10 protein-coding genes are annotated in these 16,085 nt (G+C 62.5%); 7 read left to right on the top strand and 3 right to left on the bottom strand.

Going from position 1 to position 16,085, the window contains the following annotated elements:
* Positions 1-223 precede the first annotated feature (223 nt).
* The 3 genes from ampD to AC3IT9_RS03900 all read left to right on the top strand — a co-directional run bounded on the left by ampD (position 224) and on the right by AC3IT9_RS03900 (position 3,838).
* A complete protein-coding gene (gene ampD, locus AC3IT9_RS03890; protein WP_489272103.1) occupies positions 224-784 on the top strand; it encodes a 1,6-anhydro-N-acetylmuramyl-L-alanine amidase AmpD in 561 nt (186 codons plus the stop codon).
* Positions 781-1,617 (top strand): regulatory signaling modulator protein AmpE, encoded by an 837-nt coding sequence (gene ampE, locus AC3IT9_RS03895; RefSeq protein ID WP_150754342.1) that lies wholly within the window; start codon positions 781-783, stop codon positions 1,615-1,617. Before ampD ends, ampE begins: the two co-directional genes overlap by 4 nt.
* Positions 1,618-1,807: 190 nt before the next feature.
* Entirely contained in the window at positions 1,808-3,838 is a 2,031-nt protein-coding gene (locus AC3IT9_RS03900) for a methyl-accepting chemotaxis protein (RefSeq protein ID WP_489272105.1), read from the top strand.
* Between the two features lie 138 nt (positions 3,839-3,976).
* Here AC3IT9_RS03900 and AC3IT9_RS03905 read toward each other — a convergent pair whose 3' ends face one another.
* Both AC3IT9_RS03905 and cra read right to left on the bottom strand, forming a co-directional pair.
* Positions 3,977-4,756 (bottom strand): TatD family hydrolase, encoded by a 780-nt coding sequence (locus tag AC3IT9_RS03905; RefSeq protein WP_489272107.1) that lies wholly within the window; start codon positions 4,754-4,756, stop codon positions 3,977-3,979.
* A gap of 3 nt (positions 4,757-4,759) precedes the next feature.
* Positions 4,760-5,755, bottom strand: a complete 996-nt coding sequence (gene cra, locus AC3IT9_RS03910) for a catabolite repressor/activator (RefSeq protein WP_150754345.1) — start codon at positions 5,753-5,755, stop codon at positions 4,760-4,762.
* Positions 5,756-6,045: 290 nt separating this feature from the next.
* On the opposite strand from cra, the gene ptsP reads away from it, so the two are divergent.
* The 4 genes from ptsP (at position 6,046) to AC3IT9_RS03930 (ending at position 13,228) form a co-directional block, all read left to right on the top strand.
* Positions 6,046-8,907, top strand: a complete 2,862-nt coding sequence (ptsP, locus tag AC3IT9_RS03915; protein ID WP_489272109.1) for a phosphoenolpyruvate--protein phosphotransferase — start codon at positions 6,046-6,048, stop codon at positions 8,905-8,907.
* A complete protein-coding gene (gene pfkB / locus AC3IT9_RS03920; protein ID WP_150754347.1) occupies positions 8,907-9,848 on the top strand; it encodes a 1-phosphofructokinase in 942 nt (313 codons plus the stop codon). Before ptsP ends, pfkB begins: the two co-directional genes overlap by 1 nt.
* Before the next feature lie 11 nt (positions 9,849-9,859).
* Positions 9,860-11,599 (top strand): PTS fructose-like transporter subunit IIB, encoded by a 1,740-nt coding sequence (locus AC3IT9_RS03925; protein ID WP_489272111.1) that lies wholly within the window; start codon positions 9,860-9,862, stop codon positions 11,597-11,599.
* Positions 11,600-11,686: 87 nt separating this feature from the next.
* A complete protein-coding gene (locus AC3IT9_RS03930) occupies positions 11,687-13,228 on the top strand; it encodes an alkaline phosphatase D family protein (protein WP_489272113.1) in 1,542 nt (513 codons plus the stop codon).
* A 120-nt stretch (positions 13,229-13,348) separates the two neighbouring features.
* On the opposite strand, the gene AC3IT9_RS03935 is transcribed toward AC3IT9_RS03930, so the two are convergent.
* Positions 13,349-15,877 (bottom strand): PepSY domain-containing protein, encoded by a 2,529-nt coding sequence (locus AC3IT9_RS03935; protein WP_489272114.1) that lies wholly within the window; start codon positions 15,875-15,877, stop codon positions 13,349-13,351.
* Between the last annotated feature and the right edge of the window lie 208 nt (positions 15,878-16,085).

Here is a 16,085-nt window from a genome sequence, read left to right on the forward strand (position 1 = left end):
TATAGGGCCATGGCACGGACCAACCCAAGGCATCAGAGCGTTACGTTGGTGCTGGCGCCTGCATTTGGTCGAATCCCTGCCGTTGTCGGCGTTGACCGTCGATTCTGAACAAACGCCTGTTTGAGATCGGCAACCTCCAGCGCCTCAAACATGGCAAGGGATCGCGCCCCGGGGGATTATCGCGGCATACTGTGCCAACACAGTCGCCGCTGAAGGAATATGTATGCAGTTGGACCCCGCGAGCGGTTGGATACAGGGTGTGCATGTCTGCCCCTCACCCAACTTCAATGCGCGCCCCGCAGGCGAAATTTCCCTGCTGGTGATTCACAACATCAGTCTGCCGCCGGCGCAGTTCGCCACCGGCAAGGTGCAGGAATTTTTCCAGAATCGTCTGGATGTCACCGAACACCCCTATTTTGAAGGGGTCGCGGATTTGCGGGTGTCGGCGCACTTTCTGATCGAGCGTGACGGTACCGTCACCCAGTTTGTTTCATGTCTTGAGCGTGCGTGGCATGCGGGTGTCTCGAGCTTCGAGGGGCGGGAAACCTGTAACGATTTTTCCGTGGGCATCGAGCTCGAAGGCACGGATGATCTGCCGTTCACCGATGCGCAGTACAGCGCATTGACAGCCCTGACCCGCCAGTTGCAGCAGGCGTTCACGGCGATCACTACAGAGCGCATCTGCGGGCACAGCGACATTGCTCCGGGGCGCAAAACCGATCCAGGGCCGGCGTTCGACTGGGCACGCTATCGTGCCGCCCTGGCACAAGAGGAAGGACGATGAGTTTTCTGGTGTTGCTGTTGGCGGTGTGGATCGAGAAGTTCTCGGCCTTGCGTCATCGGGTTCAGCGAGACAGCGGCTGGATACACGAGCTGAACAAGCTTGAGGCCAGCCCGCGATTTTCTGGCCGGCCATGGCTGGTGTTGTCGGTAATGGTCTTGTTGCCAGTGGCGTTGCTGGGTTTGCTGCTGCTGGTCATCGAACCGGTGGCCTACGGGTTGCTGGCGTTGCCGATCCATTTGCTGGTGGTGATCTACAGCCTGGGGCGCGGTGATCTGCTGGGCGATCTCGGGCCGTTCCGCGATGCCTGGCGTCGGGAGGACCTGCAGGCCGCGGCCCATGTCGCCCAGCGCGATCTGGATATCTGCGCAGACAGTGGCGAGCAGCTGCTGGAACAGGTCGAAGGACATTTGTTGTGGGAGGCCTACCAGAGCTTTTTCGCGGTGATTTTCTGGTACTTCCTGTTGGGTCCCGTCGCGGCGCTGAGTTATCGGTTGCTGGCGCTGGCCGAAGAACACGGGAAAAACCCGGCGGTGGTCGAGCGCGCCGGGCAACTGCGTCACGCCTTCGACTGGTTGCCGGTGCGTCTGCTGGCGGCGAGCCTGGCGTTGGTCGGCAATTTTGTCGCGGTCAGTCGGGTCATGCTGCATGAGCTGCTGAACTGGAACATCAGCGCCGCTCAATTGATCGTGAAAGTCGGGCTGGTGGCCGGTGAAATTCCGGCGCCGGTGACCGGTGTGGAAGGTATCAACAATCTGGACCGCATCTGGGCGCTGCTGCTGCGTGCCGCGGTGCTCTGGTATGCCGGTTTTGCGTTGTGGACGGTCCTGCATTAACGCTGCATTCAGAGCAAGCTCCTTAGCCACAGGGCGATCACTAGTGCGAAGTGCTTCGCCCTGTCGTTAACCTTAAGTTACAAAACCTTCTGCCGATTTAAGTTATACAGAGATAGCGCTGAATAGTGGCTATCTGCCGCCTGTCTGCGCCTGCCAATAAAAAAAATAAGAAATCGAAGGGAGACATCCAGTGAAGAGCTTGCTCTATCCCGCTGTCGCACTAATGAACCGCCTGAGCTTCGGCATGAAGTTCAGCCTGATCAGCGTACTGTTCCTGGTGCCGATGCTGGTGACCAACTTCTATCTGGTGCGTGACTCCTACCGCGAATTCCAGGGCACGCGCATCGAACTGCAAAGTCTCGACCTGTTGGGCAGCAGCCTGGCGTTGCGGCGCGATCTGGAAACCCTGAACAATCTGGTGCAGATCAATGTCAGCCTCGGCCAATCCGGCAAGGCCGGCAATGTCGAATCGAAGATCAGCGCCCTTGAGCAGAATATTCTGACTCGCCTGCAAGGGCTGACGGCGATGACCAGCGACCCGGAGCAGGTCGCGGTGTTTGATGGCAAACGCGATGAAATGATCGCCGCGTTCAAGGCCCAGCAAACGGAAAACTCCCTGCAAAGCAAAAGTGCCTTGATCGGCAAGCTGGTGGGCAGCGCACAGATTTTCAGCCAGCTCATCACCAGCCAGTCCGGCCTCAGTCGCGACAACCAGAGCGACATGCGTCAGTTGAGCGAGCTCGTCACCCTCGTCACGCCACGGGTCACCCAGATCCTGGGCGAAGGTCGGGCAATGGGGTCTTATTCGTTGGGGCAGGGGTTCATCAACTCGGCTTCGAGTACCCGTTTCGATGAATTGCTGGCACAGATTGAAAAGCTCCAGGCCGAGTATGGCCTGAAGTTGCAGGATGCCTTGGGTTCCAGCAAAGCCGCACGCGATAACCTGGCCGCTCAGGCCGATAGCAGCCGGGCATCCTTGAAGAAAGCCAGCGAGCTGTTCGAAGAACAAGTGGTCATGGCCGATACCCTCGATGCGCCGTGGCAGGGCTTTTACGATCAAGTCAGCGTCCTGATGGACCAGACTTACCAACTCAACGAAGCGACCCTGAAGTATCTGGGCCCGCAGTTGCAGCAACGCCTGGAACAGAACCGTACACACATGGTCTTGCAGGCCGTGGCGCTGTCAGTCGTGTTTGTGTTGATCTTTTATCTCTACGGCGCGTTCTACGCTTCGACCCGCACCACGCTCAAGCGCCTGGGGGCGGTGATGGACAAGGTGGCGGCCGGCGACATGACCGTGACCTTCAGCGCCCACAGCCGCGATGAGCTAGGGGAGTTGGGCGAGGTGTTCAACGGCACTGTGAAAAAGATCCATGACCTGATCGAGCGAGTGGGGCAGACCGTCAGCGAAGTCGAGCGTCAGGCCGGGCAAGTGGAAAACGTTTCCGCGCAAAGCAATCAGGCCGTCGCCGGGCAGCGTACGCAGATCGAACAAGTGGCCACGGCCATGAACCAGATGTCGGCCACTTCCCAGGAAGTGGCGCGCAGTGCCGCCGCGGCGGTGAGCAGTGCCCACAGCGTCAACGATGAGACCATCAGTGGCCGCAGTCTGGTGGAGTCTCAGCAAGGCAGCATTGCCGCGCTGGCCAGCGAGATCGATCAATCGGTACTGGTGATCAACCAACTGGCCAGCGACAGCCAGTCCATCAGCCGCGTGCTCGAAGTGATCAAGAGCATCGCCGAGCAGACTAACCTGCTGGCGCTCAATGCCGCCATCGAGGCAGCGCGGGCCGGTGAGCAGGGCCGTGGTTTCGCCGTGGTAGCCGATGAAGTCCGGACCCTGGCCAAACGAACCCAGCAATCGACCGAAGAGATCGAGCAGATGATCGCCAGGCTCCATGGCGGTGTCGGCGCGGCGGTCAAGGCCATGGGCACCAGCCATGAAATGGCCAGCGGCACGGTCGGGCAGTCGGAGAAGGTCCAGCGCGCGCTGGAAAATATCCTGGGAGCGGTCGGCATGATCGTCGACCAGAACCAGCAGATTGCCGCTGCCGTGGAGCAGCAAACCGCCGTGGCCCACGACATCGACCAGAACATCGTCGAGATCAATCGCGCCGGCGAGCGCACCGCTGAAGGTGCGCATCAGACCGAAGACGCCAGCCGGGCGTTGTCGGCCCAGGTTGTGGAGTTGAAGCAGTTGATCAGCGCATTCCGGGTTTGAAAGGCTCCTCGGGACCCTGTGGGAGCGGGCTTGCTCCGGGCGGCGATCCGACGAAAACGATCTTTCAGTCACATTGATGTTGAATGTGCCGCCGTCTTCGCGGGCAAGCCCGCTCCCACAGTTGGCGGGTGCTGGCCGTTATGACCAGTTAAACAACGCGCAGGCATTGGCCGTACTGGCCGCGGCCAATTGCTCGGGGTTGATCGCCATGATGTCGGCCAGTGCAGTGCAGATCGCCGGCAAGTGTGCCGGGCTGTTGCGCTGGCCGGGGAACATGGCTGGGGCCATGTCCGGCGAGTCGGTTTCCAGCACCACAGAATCCAGTGGCAGTTCGCCGAGCACGCGATGCATGCGCAGCGCCTGCGGCCAGGTCGCGGCGCCGCCGAGGCCGAGTTTGAAACCCAGCTTGATGTATTCCCGGGCTTCTTCCTTGCTGCCGGCGAAGGCGTGGATGATGCCGGCCCGTTTCAGGCGAAAGCGTTTGAGCGTGGCAATCACCGCCGCATGGCTGCGCCGCACATGGATCAATGCCGGAAGCGCGAAATCCGCCGCCAATTGCAATTGCGCCTCGAACAACGCCTGCTGGCGGCCGCGGTCCAGGGTTTCGATGAAGTAGTCCAGGCCAATCTCGCCGACTGCGCACAATTGCCGATGGCCGGCCAGGCGGGTCAGCCAATCGCCGAGTTCGCTCAAGTCTTCAAGGCGATGATCGTCCAGATACACCGGATGCAAACCGAACGCGGCGTGCAGGTCGGGATCACTCTGCACCAGCTCCCAGACCCGCTGCCAGTTGGCCCGGTAAACCCCCAGCACCACGATCCTCCGCACCCCGAGGGCGCGGCTTTCGGCCAGCAGCGCCTGACGGTCGACGTCGAAGTCCGGAAAATCCAGATGGGTGTGGGTGTCGATCAGCTCCACGGTTCAGTCCTGGCGAATACGCTGCTTGAACGTGCGCGCGATGGCCTGCACGCCGGGCCGGTAATCCGACTGCTCGATGGCTGCCAGGGCCAGCGCGAGGGCCTTGTCGGCGATCAACTGGTGTTGCTGGGCCATGGCGTTGACCGGCAGCGGCAGGAAGTCCAGCAGCTGGGTGTCGCCGAAAGTGCCGAGGCGCAGCGGGCGGTTTTTCAGCGGGAAGTCGTGCAGCGCGTCGAACACGCCCTGAAGCAGCACGTAGGATGTGGTCACCAGGGCATCGGGCAAATGGCCCAGGCGCTGCAGCAACTCTTCCATCAATTGTTTGCCGCACTCGCGGCTGAAGGACTCGCCTTCTTCGATCAGCACCTCACCGTTGAACCCGGCGAGCGCTTCTTTGAAGCCGGCGCAACGTTCCTGGCTGATGCTCAGCTCCGGTCGGGCGCCGATCAGCGCGATCTGTTTGGGCAAGGGAACGAGCAGGCTGCGGGTCAGTTGCAGGCTGGCTTCGCGGTCGTCACTGATTACCGAGCAGAAATGTTCGGGTTCCATGACCCGGTCGATGGCGATGATCGGAATGCCCTTGGCCTGCAATTGGCGATAACTGTCGTCGCCGGCCGGCAGGCAGCTGGCAACGATCAGTGCGTCGCAGCGCCGAGCGCGGAACAGTTGCAGCAATTGCCGTTCGCTGTCCGGCGCATCGTCGGAACTGGCGATCAGCAACTGATAACCCCGGGCCCGCGCACCTTGCTCCAGCAACTTGGCGATTCGCGCGTAACTGGGGTTTTCCAGATCCGGCAGAATGAACCCCAATGTGCGGGTGTGCCGGCTGCGCAAACCGGCGGCCTGTGGGTTAGGCGTGAAGCCATGTTGTTCGACGACCGCGCGCACGCGTTCGACGGTAGCGCTGCTGATGCGCTGTTGTTCGGCCTTGCCATTGATGACATAGCTGGCGGTGGTGACGGACACACCGGCCAACTGGGCGATATCACTGAGTTTCAACCCGCTGTTTCCTTGTTTTTTCGAGATTGCCTCGACATTTTCGTCAATCCTAACCGATTAAGGCAGGCGACCATTGTCGCAACGTATCCGACAAGTTGGACTTCAAGGATGGGCCAATATCGAGTAACGTGCCAATTGATCTAGATTAAACGTTTCAGCAAGCGTATTTTCTACGTTTTAGGCGCCTTTGGCCGGTTCTGCCGTGAAACCGCCAAAAGCGATGACCAAGCGCCTAAGCTGACTCATTCAAAACAATACCTGGTGCCCGAAGGCGCCAAAAAGGAGAAAGCATGCTCGAGCTCACTGTAGAGCAGATTTCCATGGGCCAATCGGCTGTGGATAAGTCCGCAGCGCTGCAATTGCTCGCCCGGCATCTGGTCGCCGACGGCCTGGTCGCCGAGGGGTATCTCGCCGGATTGCAGGCGCGGGAAGCCCAGGGCTCGACCTTTCTCGGTCAAGGTATTGCCATCCCCCACGGTACGCCCGAAACCCGCGAACTGGTGTTCACCACCGGTGTGCGCCTGATGCAGTTCCCCGATGGCGTGGACTGGGGAGATGGTCATATCGTTTACCTGGCGATCGGTATCGCCGCCAAATCCGATGAGCATCTGCGCCTGTTGCAATTGCTCACTCGCGCCCTCGGCGAGACTGACCTGGGCCAGGCCCTGCGTCGCGCCGGTTCCGCCGAAGCCTTGCTGAAGTTGCTGCAAGGCGCGCCGCAGGAGCTGGCACTGGATGCGCAGATGATCGGCCTCGGTGTGGCGGCCGAAGATTTCGAAGAGCTGGTCTGGCGCGGCGCCCGTTTGTTGCGGCAGGCCGACTGCGTGAGCAACGGTTTCTCCGCCGTGCTGCAGCAAGTTGAAGCGCTGCCCCTGGGCGATGGCCTGTGGTGGTTGCACAGCGAGCAGACGGTGAAGCGTCCGGGCCTCGCGTTTGTCACCCCGGACAGACCGCTGCGCTATCTCGGCCAGCCGCTCAATGGACTGTTCTGCCTGGCCAGCCTCGGTGAGGCCCATCAAGCCCTGCTCGAACGCCTGTGCGCGTTGTTGATCGAAGGGCGTGGCCATGAGTTGGGGCGCGCCACCAGCAGTCGCAAAGTCCTCGAAGTGCTCGGTGGTGAAGTGCCCGCCGACTGGCCCAGCGCGCGAATTGCGTTGGCCAACGCCCACGGTTTGCATGCGCGGCCGGCGAAAATCCTCGCGCAACTGGCAAAGAGTTTTGAAGGTGACATCCGCGTGCGGATCGTCGATGGCCACGACAGCGCGGTGTCGGTAAAGAGCTTGAGCAAGTTGCTCAGCCTCGGCGCCCGTCGTGGGCAGGTCCTGGAAATCATTGCCGAACCGGGCATCGCGGCTGATGCGTTGCCGGCCTTGTTGGCCGCCATCGAAGAAGGCCTCGGTGAGGAAGTCGAGCCGCTGCCACCGGTAAGCCAGGTGCGCGAAGTCGTTGCCGATATTGCCGAAGTAGTCCTCGCCCCGGTGTCAGGCAGCGTGGTTCAGGCGATTGCCGCCGCCCCGGGGATCGCCATCGGCCCGGCGCATATTCAAGTGCTGCAAACCATCGATTACCCGTTGCGCGGCGAGTCCGCCGGCATCGAGCGTGAGCGCCTGCAGCACGCTCTGGCGCAGGTACGCCGTGACATCCAGGGCCTGATCGAGCGCAGCAAGAGCAAAGCCATCCGCGAAATCTTCATCACCCACCAAGAGATGCTCGACGACCCGGAACTGACCGATGAGGTCGATACACGCCTCAAGCAGGGTGAAAGCGCCGAGGCGGCGTGGATGGCCGTGATTGAAGCGGCGGCCCGACAGCAGGAGGCATTGCAGGATGCCTTGCTCGCCGAACGTGCGGCCGACTTGCGTGATATTGGGCGTCGGGTGTTGATGCAACTCAGTGGCATCGAAACCCCAAGCGAACCGGATCAACCGTACATTCTGGTGATGGACGAGGTCGGCCCGTCCGACGTCGCGCGTCTCGACCCCGCTCGCGTGGCGGGGATTCTCACCGCCCGGGGTGGCGCTACGGCGCACAGTGCGATTGTCGCCCGGGCCCTGGGCATTCCGGCACTGGTCGGCGCCGGCCCTGGCGTGTTGCTGCTGGCGCCGGGCACGCCGTTGCTGCTCGATGGCCAGCGGGGTCGCCTGCATGTGCACGCTGACGCGGCGACCTTGCAACGCGCCACGGCCGAACGCGATACCCGCGAGCAGCGCTTGAAGGCGGCAGCTGAACTGCGCCATCAACCCGCGCTGACCACCGATGGCCACGCCGTCGAAGTGTTTGCCAACATTGGTGAAAGCGCTGGGGTGACCGGCGCGGTGGAGCAGGGCGCCGAAGGCATTGGCCTGTTGCGCACCGAATTGATTTTCATGGCCCACCCGCAAGCGCCCGACGAAGCGACCCAGGAAGTCGAGTACCGCCGCGTCCTCGACGGTCTGGCCGGGCGGCCGCTGGTGGTGCGTACCCTCGATGTCGGTGGCGACAAACCGCTGCCGTACTGGCCGATTGCGAAGGAAGAAAACCCCTTCCTTGGCGTGCGCGGCATTCGCCTGACCTTGCAGCGCCCGCAGATCATGGAAGCGCAACTGCGCGCCTTGCTGCGGGCTGCCGACAACCGGCCGCTGCGGATCATGTTCCCGATGGTGGGCAGCGTCGACGAGTGGCGCCAGGCCCGCGACATGACCGAACGCCTGCGCCGGGAAATCCCGGTCGCCGACCTGCAACTGGGGATCATGATCGAAGTGCCGTCGGCGGCATTGCTGGCGCCGGTGCTGGCCCAGGAGGTCGACTTTTTCAGCGTCGGTACCAACGACCTGACCCAATACACCCTGGCCATCGACCGTGGCCATCCAACGCTGTCGGCCCAGGCCGATGGTTTACATCCGGCGGTGCTTCAACTGATCGACATCACCGTGCGCGCGGCCCATGCCCACGGCAAATGGGTCGGTGTGTGTGGCGAGCTGGCGGCCGACCCGCTGGCGGTGCCGGTGCTGATCGGCCTCGGGGTGGATGAGCTCAGCGTCGGGGCGCGCAGCATTGCCGAAGTCAAGGCGCGGATTCGCGAACTGGGCTTCACTCAGACTCAAACCCTTGCCCGCCAAGCCCTGGCCGTGGGCAGCGCCAATGAAGTGCGCGCATTAGTGGAGGCCCTGTAATGGCCCGGATTCTTACCCTGACCCTCAACCCGGCGCTGGACCTGACCGTCCAGTTGCCGCGCCTTGAAGCCGGCCAAGTCAACCGCAGCGATGTGATGCACACCCACGCCGCCGGCAAAGGCGTGAACGTGGCGCAAGTGCTGGCGGACCTCGGGCATCAGCTGACCGTCAGTGGCTTTCTCGGCGAAGACAACCTGCAAGCGTTCGAAACATTGTTCGCCAAACGCGGTTTTGTCGATGCCTTCATCCGTGTTCCGGGCGAGACCCGCAGCAATATCAAACTGGCGGAAAGCGACGGCCGCATCACCGACATCAACGGGCCGGGGCCGCAGGTCAGCGAAGCGGCGCAACAGGCCTTGATCGATAGACTGGAGCAGATTGCCCCGGGCCACGATGCGGTGGTTGTCGCTGGAAGCTTGCCGTTGGGCGTCAGCGCGCAATGGTTGCAGGCATTGATCTTGCGCTTGAAGAACCTGGGGCTGAACGTCGCCCTCGACACCAGCGGCGAGGCGTTGCGTGCAGCGCTCAAAGCGGGGCCGTGGCTGATCAAACCCAACACTGAAGAGCTGGCCGAGGTGCTGGGCTGCGAGGTCGTGTCGGTCAGCGCCCAGGCCACAGCGGCGGAGCGCTTGCACGCCCAAGGCATCGAGCATGTGGTGATTTCCCACGGTGCCGAAGGCGTGAACTGGTTCAGCGTTGGCTCGGCACTGCATGCCACGCCACCCAGGGTCAGCGTCGCCAGCACGGTGGGTGCGGGTGATTCGTTGCTGGCGGGGATGCTCCACGGTTTGCTCAGTGCCGATACGCCTGAGCAGACCTTGCGCACCGCCACGGCAATTGCGGCGATGGCAGTGACCCAGATCGGATTCGGCATTGGCGATGCAGCGCAACTGGCGCAGCTCGAACAGGGTGTACGCGTGCGTCCCCTGACAGAACAATAAGAGGGTTTGTCATGAAGTTAGCCATCGTTACGGCCTGCCCGAACGGCATGGTCACCAGTGTGCTGTGTGCACGGTTGCTCGACGCCGCGGCCCAGCGCCAGGGCTGGAGCACCAGTGTCGAAGTCACCGATGTCGCGCATCCCGAAAAACAACTGTCGGCGGCCACCCTCGACGCAGCCGAGTGGGTGCTGCTGGTGACCAGCGCGCCCGTGGACATGTCGCGGTTTGTCGGCAAGCGGCTGTTCCAGAGTACCCCGGCTCAGGCCCTGCAGGACGTGGAAGCCGTGCTGCGGCGAGGAGCGCAGGAGGCACAGGTCTACGTCGCTACCGAAGCCGTCGTCGAACCTGTGGCGGCTGTCCAGAACGCGCCGCGACTGGTGGCCGTCACCGCCTGCCCGACGGGTGTAGCTCACACGTTCATGGCCGCCGAGGCCTTGCAGCAAGCGGCCACGCGCCTGGGCTATGACCTGCAGGTGGAAACCCAGGGCTCGGTCGGCGCGCGCAATCCATTGAGCGCGCAAGCCATTGCCGAGGCCGATGTGGTGCTGCTGGCGGCCGATATCGAAGTCGCCACCGAGCGTTTCGCCGGCAAGAAAATCTATCGCTGCGGCACCGGCATTGCCCTTAAGCAAGCCGAGGCGACCTTGAAAAAGGCCTTGGCCGAAGGCCAGCAGGAAAGCGCATCGAACACTGCCAAGACAACGGCCAAGCAGGAGAAGACGGGCGTCTATAAACACCTGCTGACCGGCGTGTCATTCATGTTGCCGATGGTGGTGGCCGGCGGCTTGATGATCGCCTTGTCGTTTGTGTTCGGCATCACCGCGTTCAAGGAAGAGGGCACGCTGGCGGCGGCGTTGATGCAGATCGGCGGCGACACTGCATTCAAGCTGATGGTGCCGCTGTTGGCGGGTTATATCGCCTATTCCATTGCCGACCGTCCGGGTCTCGCACCGGGGATGATCGGTGGCATGCTGGCGAGCACCCTGGGCGCCGGCTTCATCGGTGGGATCATTGCCGGCTTCCTTGCCGGTTACGCGGCCAAGGCGATCAACCGATATGCGCGATTGCCGCAAAGTCTTGAGGCGCTCAAGCCGATCCTGATCATCCCGCTGCTGGCGAGTCTGTTCACCGGTCTGGTGATGATCTACGTGGTCGGTAAGCCGGTCGCCGAGATGCTTGCCGGGCTTACGCATTTCCTCGACAGCATGGGCACCACCAACGCGATTCTGCTGGGTGTGTTGCTGGGCGGCATGATGTGCGTTGACCTCGGCGGGCCGATCAACAAGGCGGCCTATGCGTTCTCGGTGGGGTTGCTGGCGTCGCAGAGTTACGCGCCGATGGCGGCGACCATGGCGGCCGGCATGGTGCCGCCGATCGGCCTTGGCATCGCCACGTTCATTGCCCGACGCAAGTTCGCCCAGACCGAACGCGAAGCCGGTAAAGCCGCCTTGGTGCTGGGGCTGTGCTTCATCTCCGAAGGGGCGATTCCGTTTGCGGCGAAAGATCCGTTGCGGGTGATTCCGGCGAGCATCGCCGGCGGTGCGCTGACCGGTGCGCTGTCGATGTATTTCGGCTGTAAATTGATGGCGCCCCACGGTGGGTTGTTCGTGCTGGCGATCCCGAATGCGATCAACCATGCGCTGCTTTACTTGTTGGCGATTGTGGCGGGGAGCCTGTTGACGGCGGTGGTGTATGCGCTGGTGAAACGGCCGGAGACGGTGGAGTTGGCGGTAGAACCCGTCACCGCCTGACACTTGTCCCCTGTGGGGTTGACAGGATCTGTGTCATGCCAGGGTCATAGGGCCATGCTTTAGTTTTTCCTTTTCAGGGAGAACACCATGAGCGATTTCAACCTCGGGCGCCGTCGTGTCATGCAAGCGGTCGGCGCCGGGCTGTTGTTGCCGGGGCTGGCGCCGGCGGTGATCGCTTCGGTCAAGGATCGGCCGCAACTCACCGACGGCGTGCAGTCCGGCGACCTGCTGGGCGACCGGGCGATCATCTGGAGCCGCTGCGACCGCCCCGCGCGGATGGTGGTGGAGTGGGACACCCGCAGCCTGTTTCCCAACCCCCGGCGATTCGTCTCGCCCCTGGCCGATGCACGCACCGATTTCACCGCCCGGGTCGAACTCACCGGGCTGCCCGCCGACCAGGCGATTTTCTATCGCGTGCAGTTCGAGGACGCCCAGAGCGGTGTCGCCAGCGAGCCCTGGTTCGGTCACTTGCGCAGCGTGCCGCAGGCCCGCCGTGACATCCGTTTCGTCTGGAGTGGCGACACCGTCGGCCAGGGCTTCGGCATCAACCCGGACATTGGCGGCATGCGCATCTATGAAGCAATGCGCCTGCGTCTGCCGGATTTTTTTATCCACAGCGGCGACACCATTTACGCCGACGGCCCGATCCCGGCGCAGCTCACCACCGAAGGCGGCCGGGTGTGGCGCAACATCACCACTGAGGCCAAGAGCAAAGTCGCCGAGACCCTCGATGAGTATCGCGGCAACTATCGCTACAACCTGATGGACGAAAACATCCGTCGCTTCAACGCCGAGGTCCCGCAGATCTGGCAGTGGGACGACCACGAAGTGGTGAACAACTGGTCGCCGGGCAAACAGCTGGATGCGCGTTACCAGGACAAGGATATCCACAGCCTGGTGGGCCGCGCACGCCAGGCCTGGCTCGAATACGCGCCGATGCGTTTGCAGAGCGGCGATGGCGGCGGGCGGATCTATCGCAAGCTGGGCTACGGGCCGCTGCTCGATGTTTTCGTGCTGGACATGCGCAGTTATCGCGGGGCCAACGATGACAATCTGGGCGCTGAAAAACCCTTCCTCGGGCGTGAGCAACTGGACTGGCTCAAGCGTGAAATGCAGGCCTCGAAGGCGCAATGGAAAGTGATCGCCGCCGACATGCCCATTGGCCTCGGCGTGCCCGATGGTGAAGTCAGTCCCGGTGTCGCGCGCTGGGAAGCGGTGGCCAACGGTGACCCCGGCTCGGCCCAGGGGCGCGAACTGGAGATCGCCGAATTACTCGGTTTCCTGCGGGCGCAGCAGGTGCGCAATTTCCTGTTCCTGACCGCGGATGTGCATTACTGCGCGGCCCATCATTACCACCCGGATCGGGCGGCGTTCCAGGATTTCGAGCCGTTCTGGGAGTTCGTCGCCGGACCGCTGAATGCGGGTAGCTTCGGATCGAACTCGCTGGATAAAACCTTTGGTCCTGAAGTGGTGTTCGAAAAGGCGCCGTCAGCGCAGAACGTCTCGCCGTTTGCCGGGCTTCAGTTTTTTGGCGAGGTGAATATCGATGGGCAGAGCGGGGAGTTGAGCGTGGTGTTGCGGGATCTGGATGGGGTGTCTGTATTCGAGCGGAAGTTGCAGCCGGTTTGATGGACACCCGAGTCACTGTGGGAGCGAGCTTGCTCGCGATAGCGGTCTGACAGCCAACAGATTTGTTGAATGTAAAACCGTCATCGCGAGCAGGCTCGCTCCCACAGGGAACTCAGTGAATCAGTAAACGTCGCGGCGGTAGCGGCCCTGTTCGATCAGGCGCTCCACTTCGGCGGCGCCCAGCACCTCGTTGAGTACCTGATCTACGCCCGAAGCCATGCCTTGAAGGCTGCCGCAGATGTAGATCACAGCACCTTCCGCCAGCCACTTTTTGAGTTCGGCTGCCGATTCACGCAGGCGATCCTGTACGTAAATCTTTTCGGCCTGGTCGCGGGAAAACGCCAGGTCCAGGCGCGCCAGATCACCATTGATCAGCCACTCCTCCAGCTCCTTTCGACACAGGTAGTCGTGCTCGCGATGACGCTCGCCAAACAGCAGCCAGTGGCGTTGCTGACCGTCGGCAATCCGTGTCTTGAGCAGGCTGCGCAACCCGGCCAGCCCCGTGCCATTGCCCAGCAGGATCATCGGCACCGGTTGGGCCGGCAGATGGAAACCACTGTTGCGCCGCACGCGCAGGTTGATGGAAGTGCCCACAGGCGCGTGTTCGGTCAGCCAGCCGGAGCCGACGCCGAGGTTGCCGTCGGCATGCACTTCCTGACGCACGATCAATTCCAGCACGCCATCGGCCGGGATCGACGCAATGGAATACTCGCGCATGGCCAGCGGCACGAGTGCTTCTGCCAGCGCTTGGGCGTGCAGGCCGACCAGGTGGGCGCGGTTTTCCGGCAACTGGCGGCTGGCCAGGGCCTGTTCGAGGGTTTCTTCCAGACCGTTGAGTTGCACCTTGGTTTCACCGTGGATCCCCATGCCGTCGAGGAAGTGCTCGATGGCCCACGGGCAATTGCGCGGCATCACTTCCACCAGGTCGCCCGCCAGCCAGCTGCTGGTGGAAGGAGGCTTGAGGCCCAACAAGTACACCGGCGAACCACTGCTGTCCGGGTTGAGCAGTTCACGATGCAGCAGGGTCCAGTTGTCATAGCTGGGCGCTTGCCAGGTATCCACGGGGGCCTGGCCGGTCAACAGGCCCAGTTGCTGTTGCCAGTGACGCAAAGCGTAAGGGTCTCCGCTGTCGACCTCCACGGGGGCGAACAGGGTCTTTGCGCCATGTTCGCCCAGCCAGGCGTGCAGGCGTTTGGCGAATCCGCAGAAGTGTTGGTACTGCCGGTCGCCCAGTCCCAGGACCGCGTAATTCAGGCGTCCCAGGCTCGGTGCCCGGCCCAGTACCTTGCGTTCGAAACCGCGGGCGCTGTCCGGTGCTTCGCCGTCGCCGAAGGTGCTGACCACGAACAAAGCATTGTCCGATTCATGCAAGTCCTGCTCGCTGACGTCCGCCAACGGTTGCACTTTTACCGGCAAGCCTGCGGCCTGCAAATGCCCGGCGGTTTGCCACGCCAGTTGCTCGGCAAAACCACTTTGGCTGGCAAAGCCGATCAGCCACGCCGGCGCATCGCTGTCGGTTTGCACAAGGTCTTTGCGCGCATCCTTGATCTGGCGTTTTTTGCGCCGACGATCCAGGTACAGCATCCAGCCGGTGATGAAGAACAGCGGCATGGTCAGCGAGGTGATGGTCAGGAGGATGCGCCCGACGATGCCGAAGTAACTGCCGACGTGCAGCGCATAGATGCTGGTCAGCAGTTGCGCCTTGAGGCTCTTGTCGCTGTAGCGATCAACGCGCTTGACCACGCCGGTGGCCGGATCGAGGGTGATCTGGTTCAGGGCGCGGTCGTGAGGCGAATTTTTCAGCAGGAAGTACACGGTCGCTGGTTGGCCGGCCACGGGCGGCATGCGCACGTTATAGGAACTGAGTAGCGGACCGGCCGCACTGTAGATGCTGCTCCACATCGCCGCGTAATCGGCCGTCGGTGCCGGACCGCTCGGCGCAGGCCCGCGTCCGCCGCGCACGCGTTCGCTCTGTGGTGAGTCGGAGAGCAAGCGGGTCAGGCCTTTGTTGTACCACTCGTAGGACCAGGACAAACCGGTCAGTGCCGCCAGGAGGTAAAACACCAGGCACCAGGTGCCGGCCACCGAGTGCAGGTCCCAGTTGAAGCTGCGACCCTTTTTCTTCCAGTCCAGGGTCAGCCAGGCGCGCCAGCTTCTCCACTGGCGAGGCCAGCGCAGGTACAGGCCGGACAGGCAGAAGAACACCAGGATCAGCGTGCACGCGCCGGTGATCTGCCGACCCGTGTCGCCCATGGCGAGGAAGCGGTGCAATTGCAGCATCAGGCCGAAGAAGCCCTGGCCGGAGGCATCGCCGAGGAACTCGGCGGTGTACGGGTCGAAGTAGCGCATCTCGCCACGGCGTTCACCCGGTGGCGGGGTGAACCACACTTTGGCGGCGTTGCCGCTGTCGGTTTCCACCGTGAGCATCGAGACTTTTTTGCCCGACGCGGCTTCGATTCGCTCCACCAGTTCGGCGGGCGGCAGCACACCGGCGACCTGTTTTTCGACCTGTAATACAGACGGGTTGAGCGTGCTCAGGATTTCATCCTGAAACGACACCGCCGCCCCGGTGATGCCCATCAGGGCCAGGACCAGCCCGGCGCTGATGCCGAAAAACCAGTGCAACTGGAACAGGGTTTTCTTCAACACGTCGCTCGCCTTGTTCGTTCAAGTTGATTCATCACGGCGCGCATTATGCCGTGGGGTTGTCGAGAAGCATTCTTTTTTACGCACAAAAGCCCCATTCACGGTATGAACGGGGCCTGGTCTGATTTCAGCCTTCACCCTCTCCTGTGGGAGCGAGCTTGCTCGCGATGGCGGTGTGTCGGCCAACATAAATGTTGAATGTGGCGACGTC

This window comes from Pseudomonas sp. KH_046_1, assembly GCF_057839025.1.

Bases quoted from the DNA above. Each gene is read 5' to 3' on its own strand.
- AC3IT9_RS03930 (WP_489272113.1), top strand. From the start codon at position 11,687: ATGAGCGATTTCAACCTCGGGCGCCGTCGTGTCATGCAAGCGGTCGGC.
- ptsP (WP_489272109.1), top strand. From the start codon at position 6,046: ATGCTCGAGCTCACTGTAGAGCAGATTTCCATGGGCCAATCGGCTGTG.
- pfkB (WP_150754347.1), top strand. From the start codon at position 8,907: ATGGCCCGGATTCTTACCCTGACCCTCAACCCGGCGCTGGACCTGACC.
- ampD (WP_489272103.1), top strand. From the start codon at position 224: ATGCAGTTGGACCCCGCGAGCGGTTGGATACAGGGTGTGCATGTCTGC.
- AC3IT9_RS03925 (WP_489272111.1), top strand. From the start codon at position 9,860: ATGAAGTTAGCCATCGTTACGGCCTGCCCGAACGGCATGGTCACCAGT.
- ampE (WP_150754342.1), top strand. From the start codon at position 781: ATGAGTTTTCTGGTGTTGCTGTTGGCGGTGTGGATCGAGAAGTTCTCG.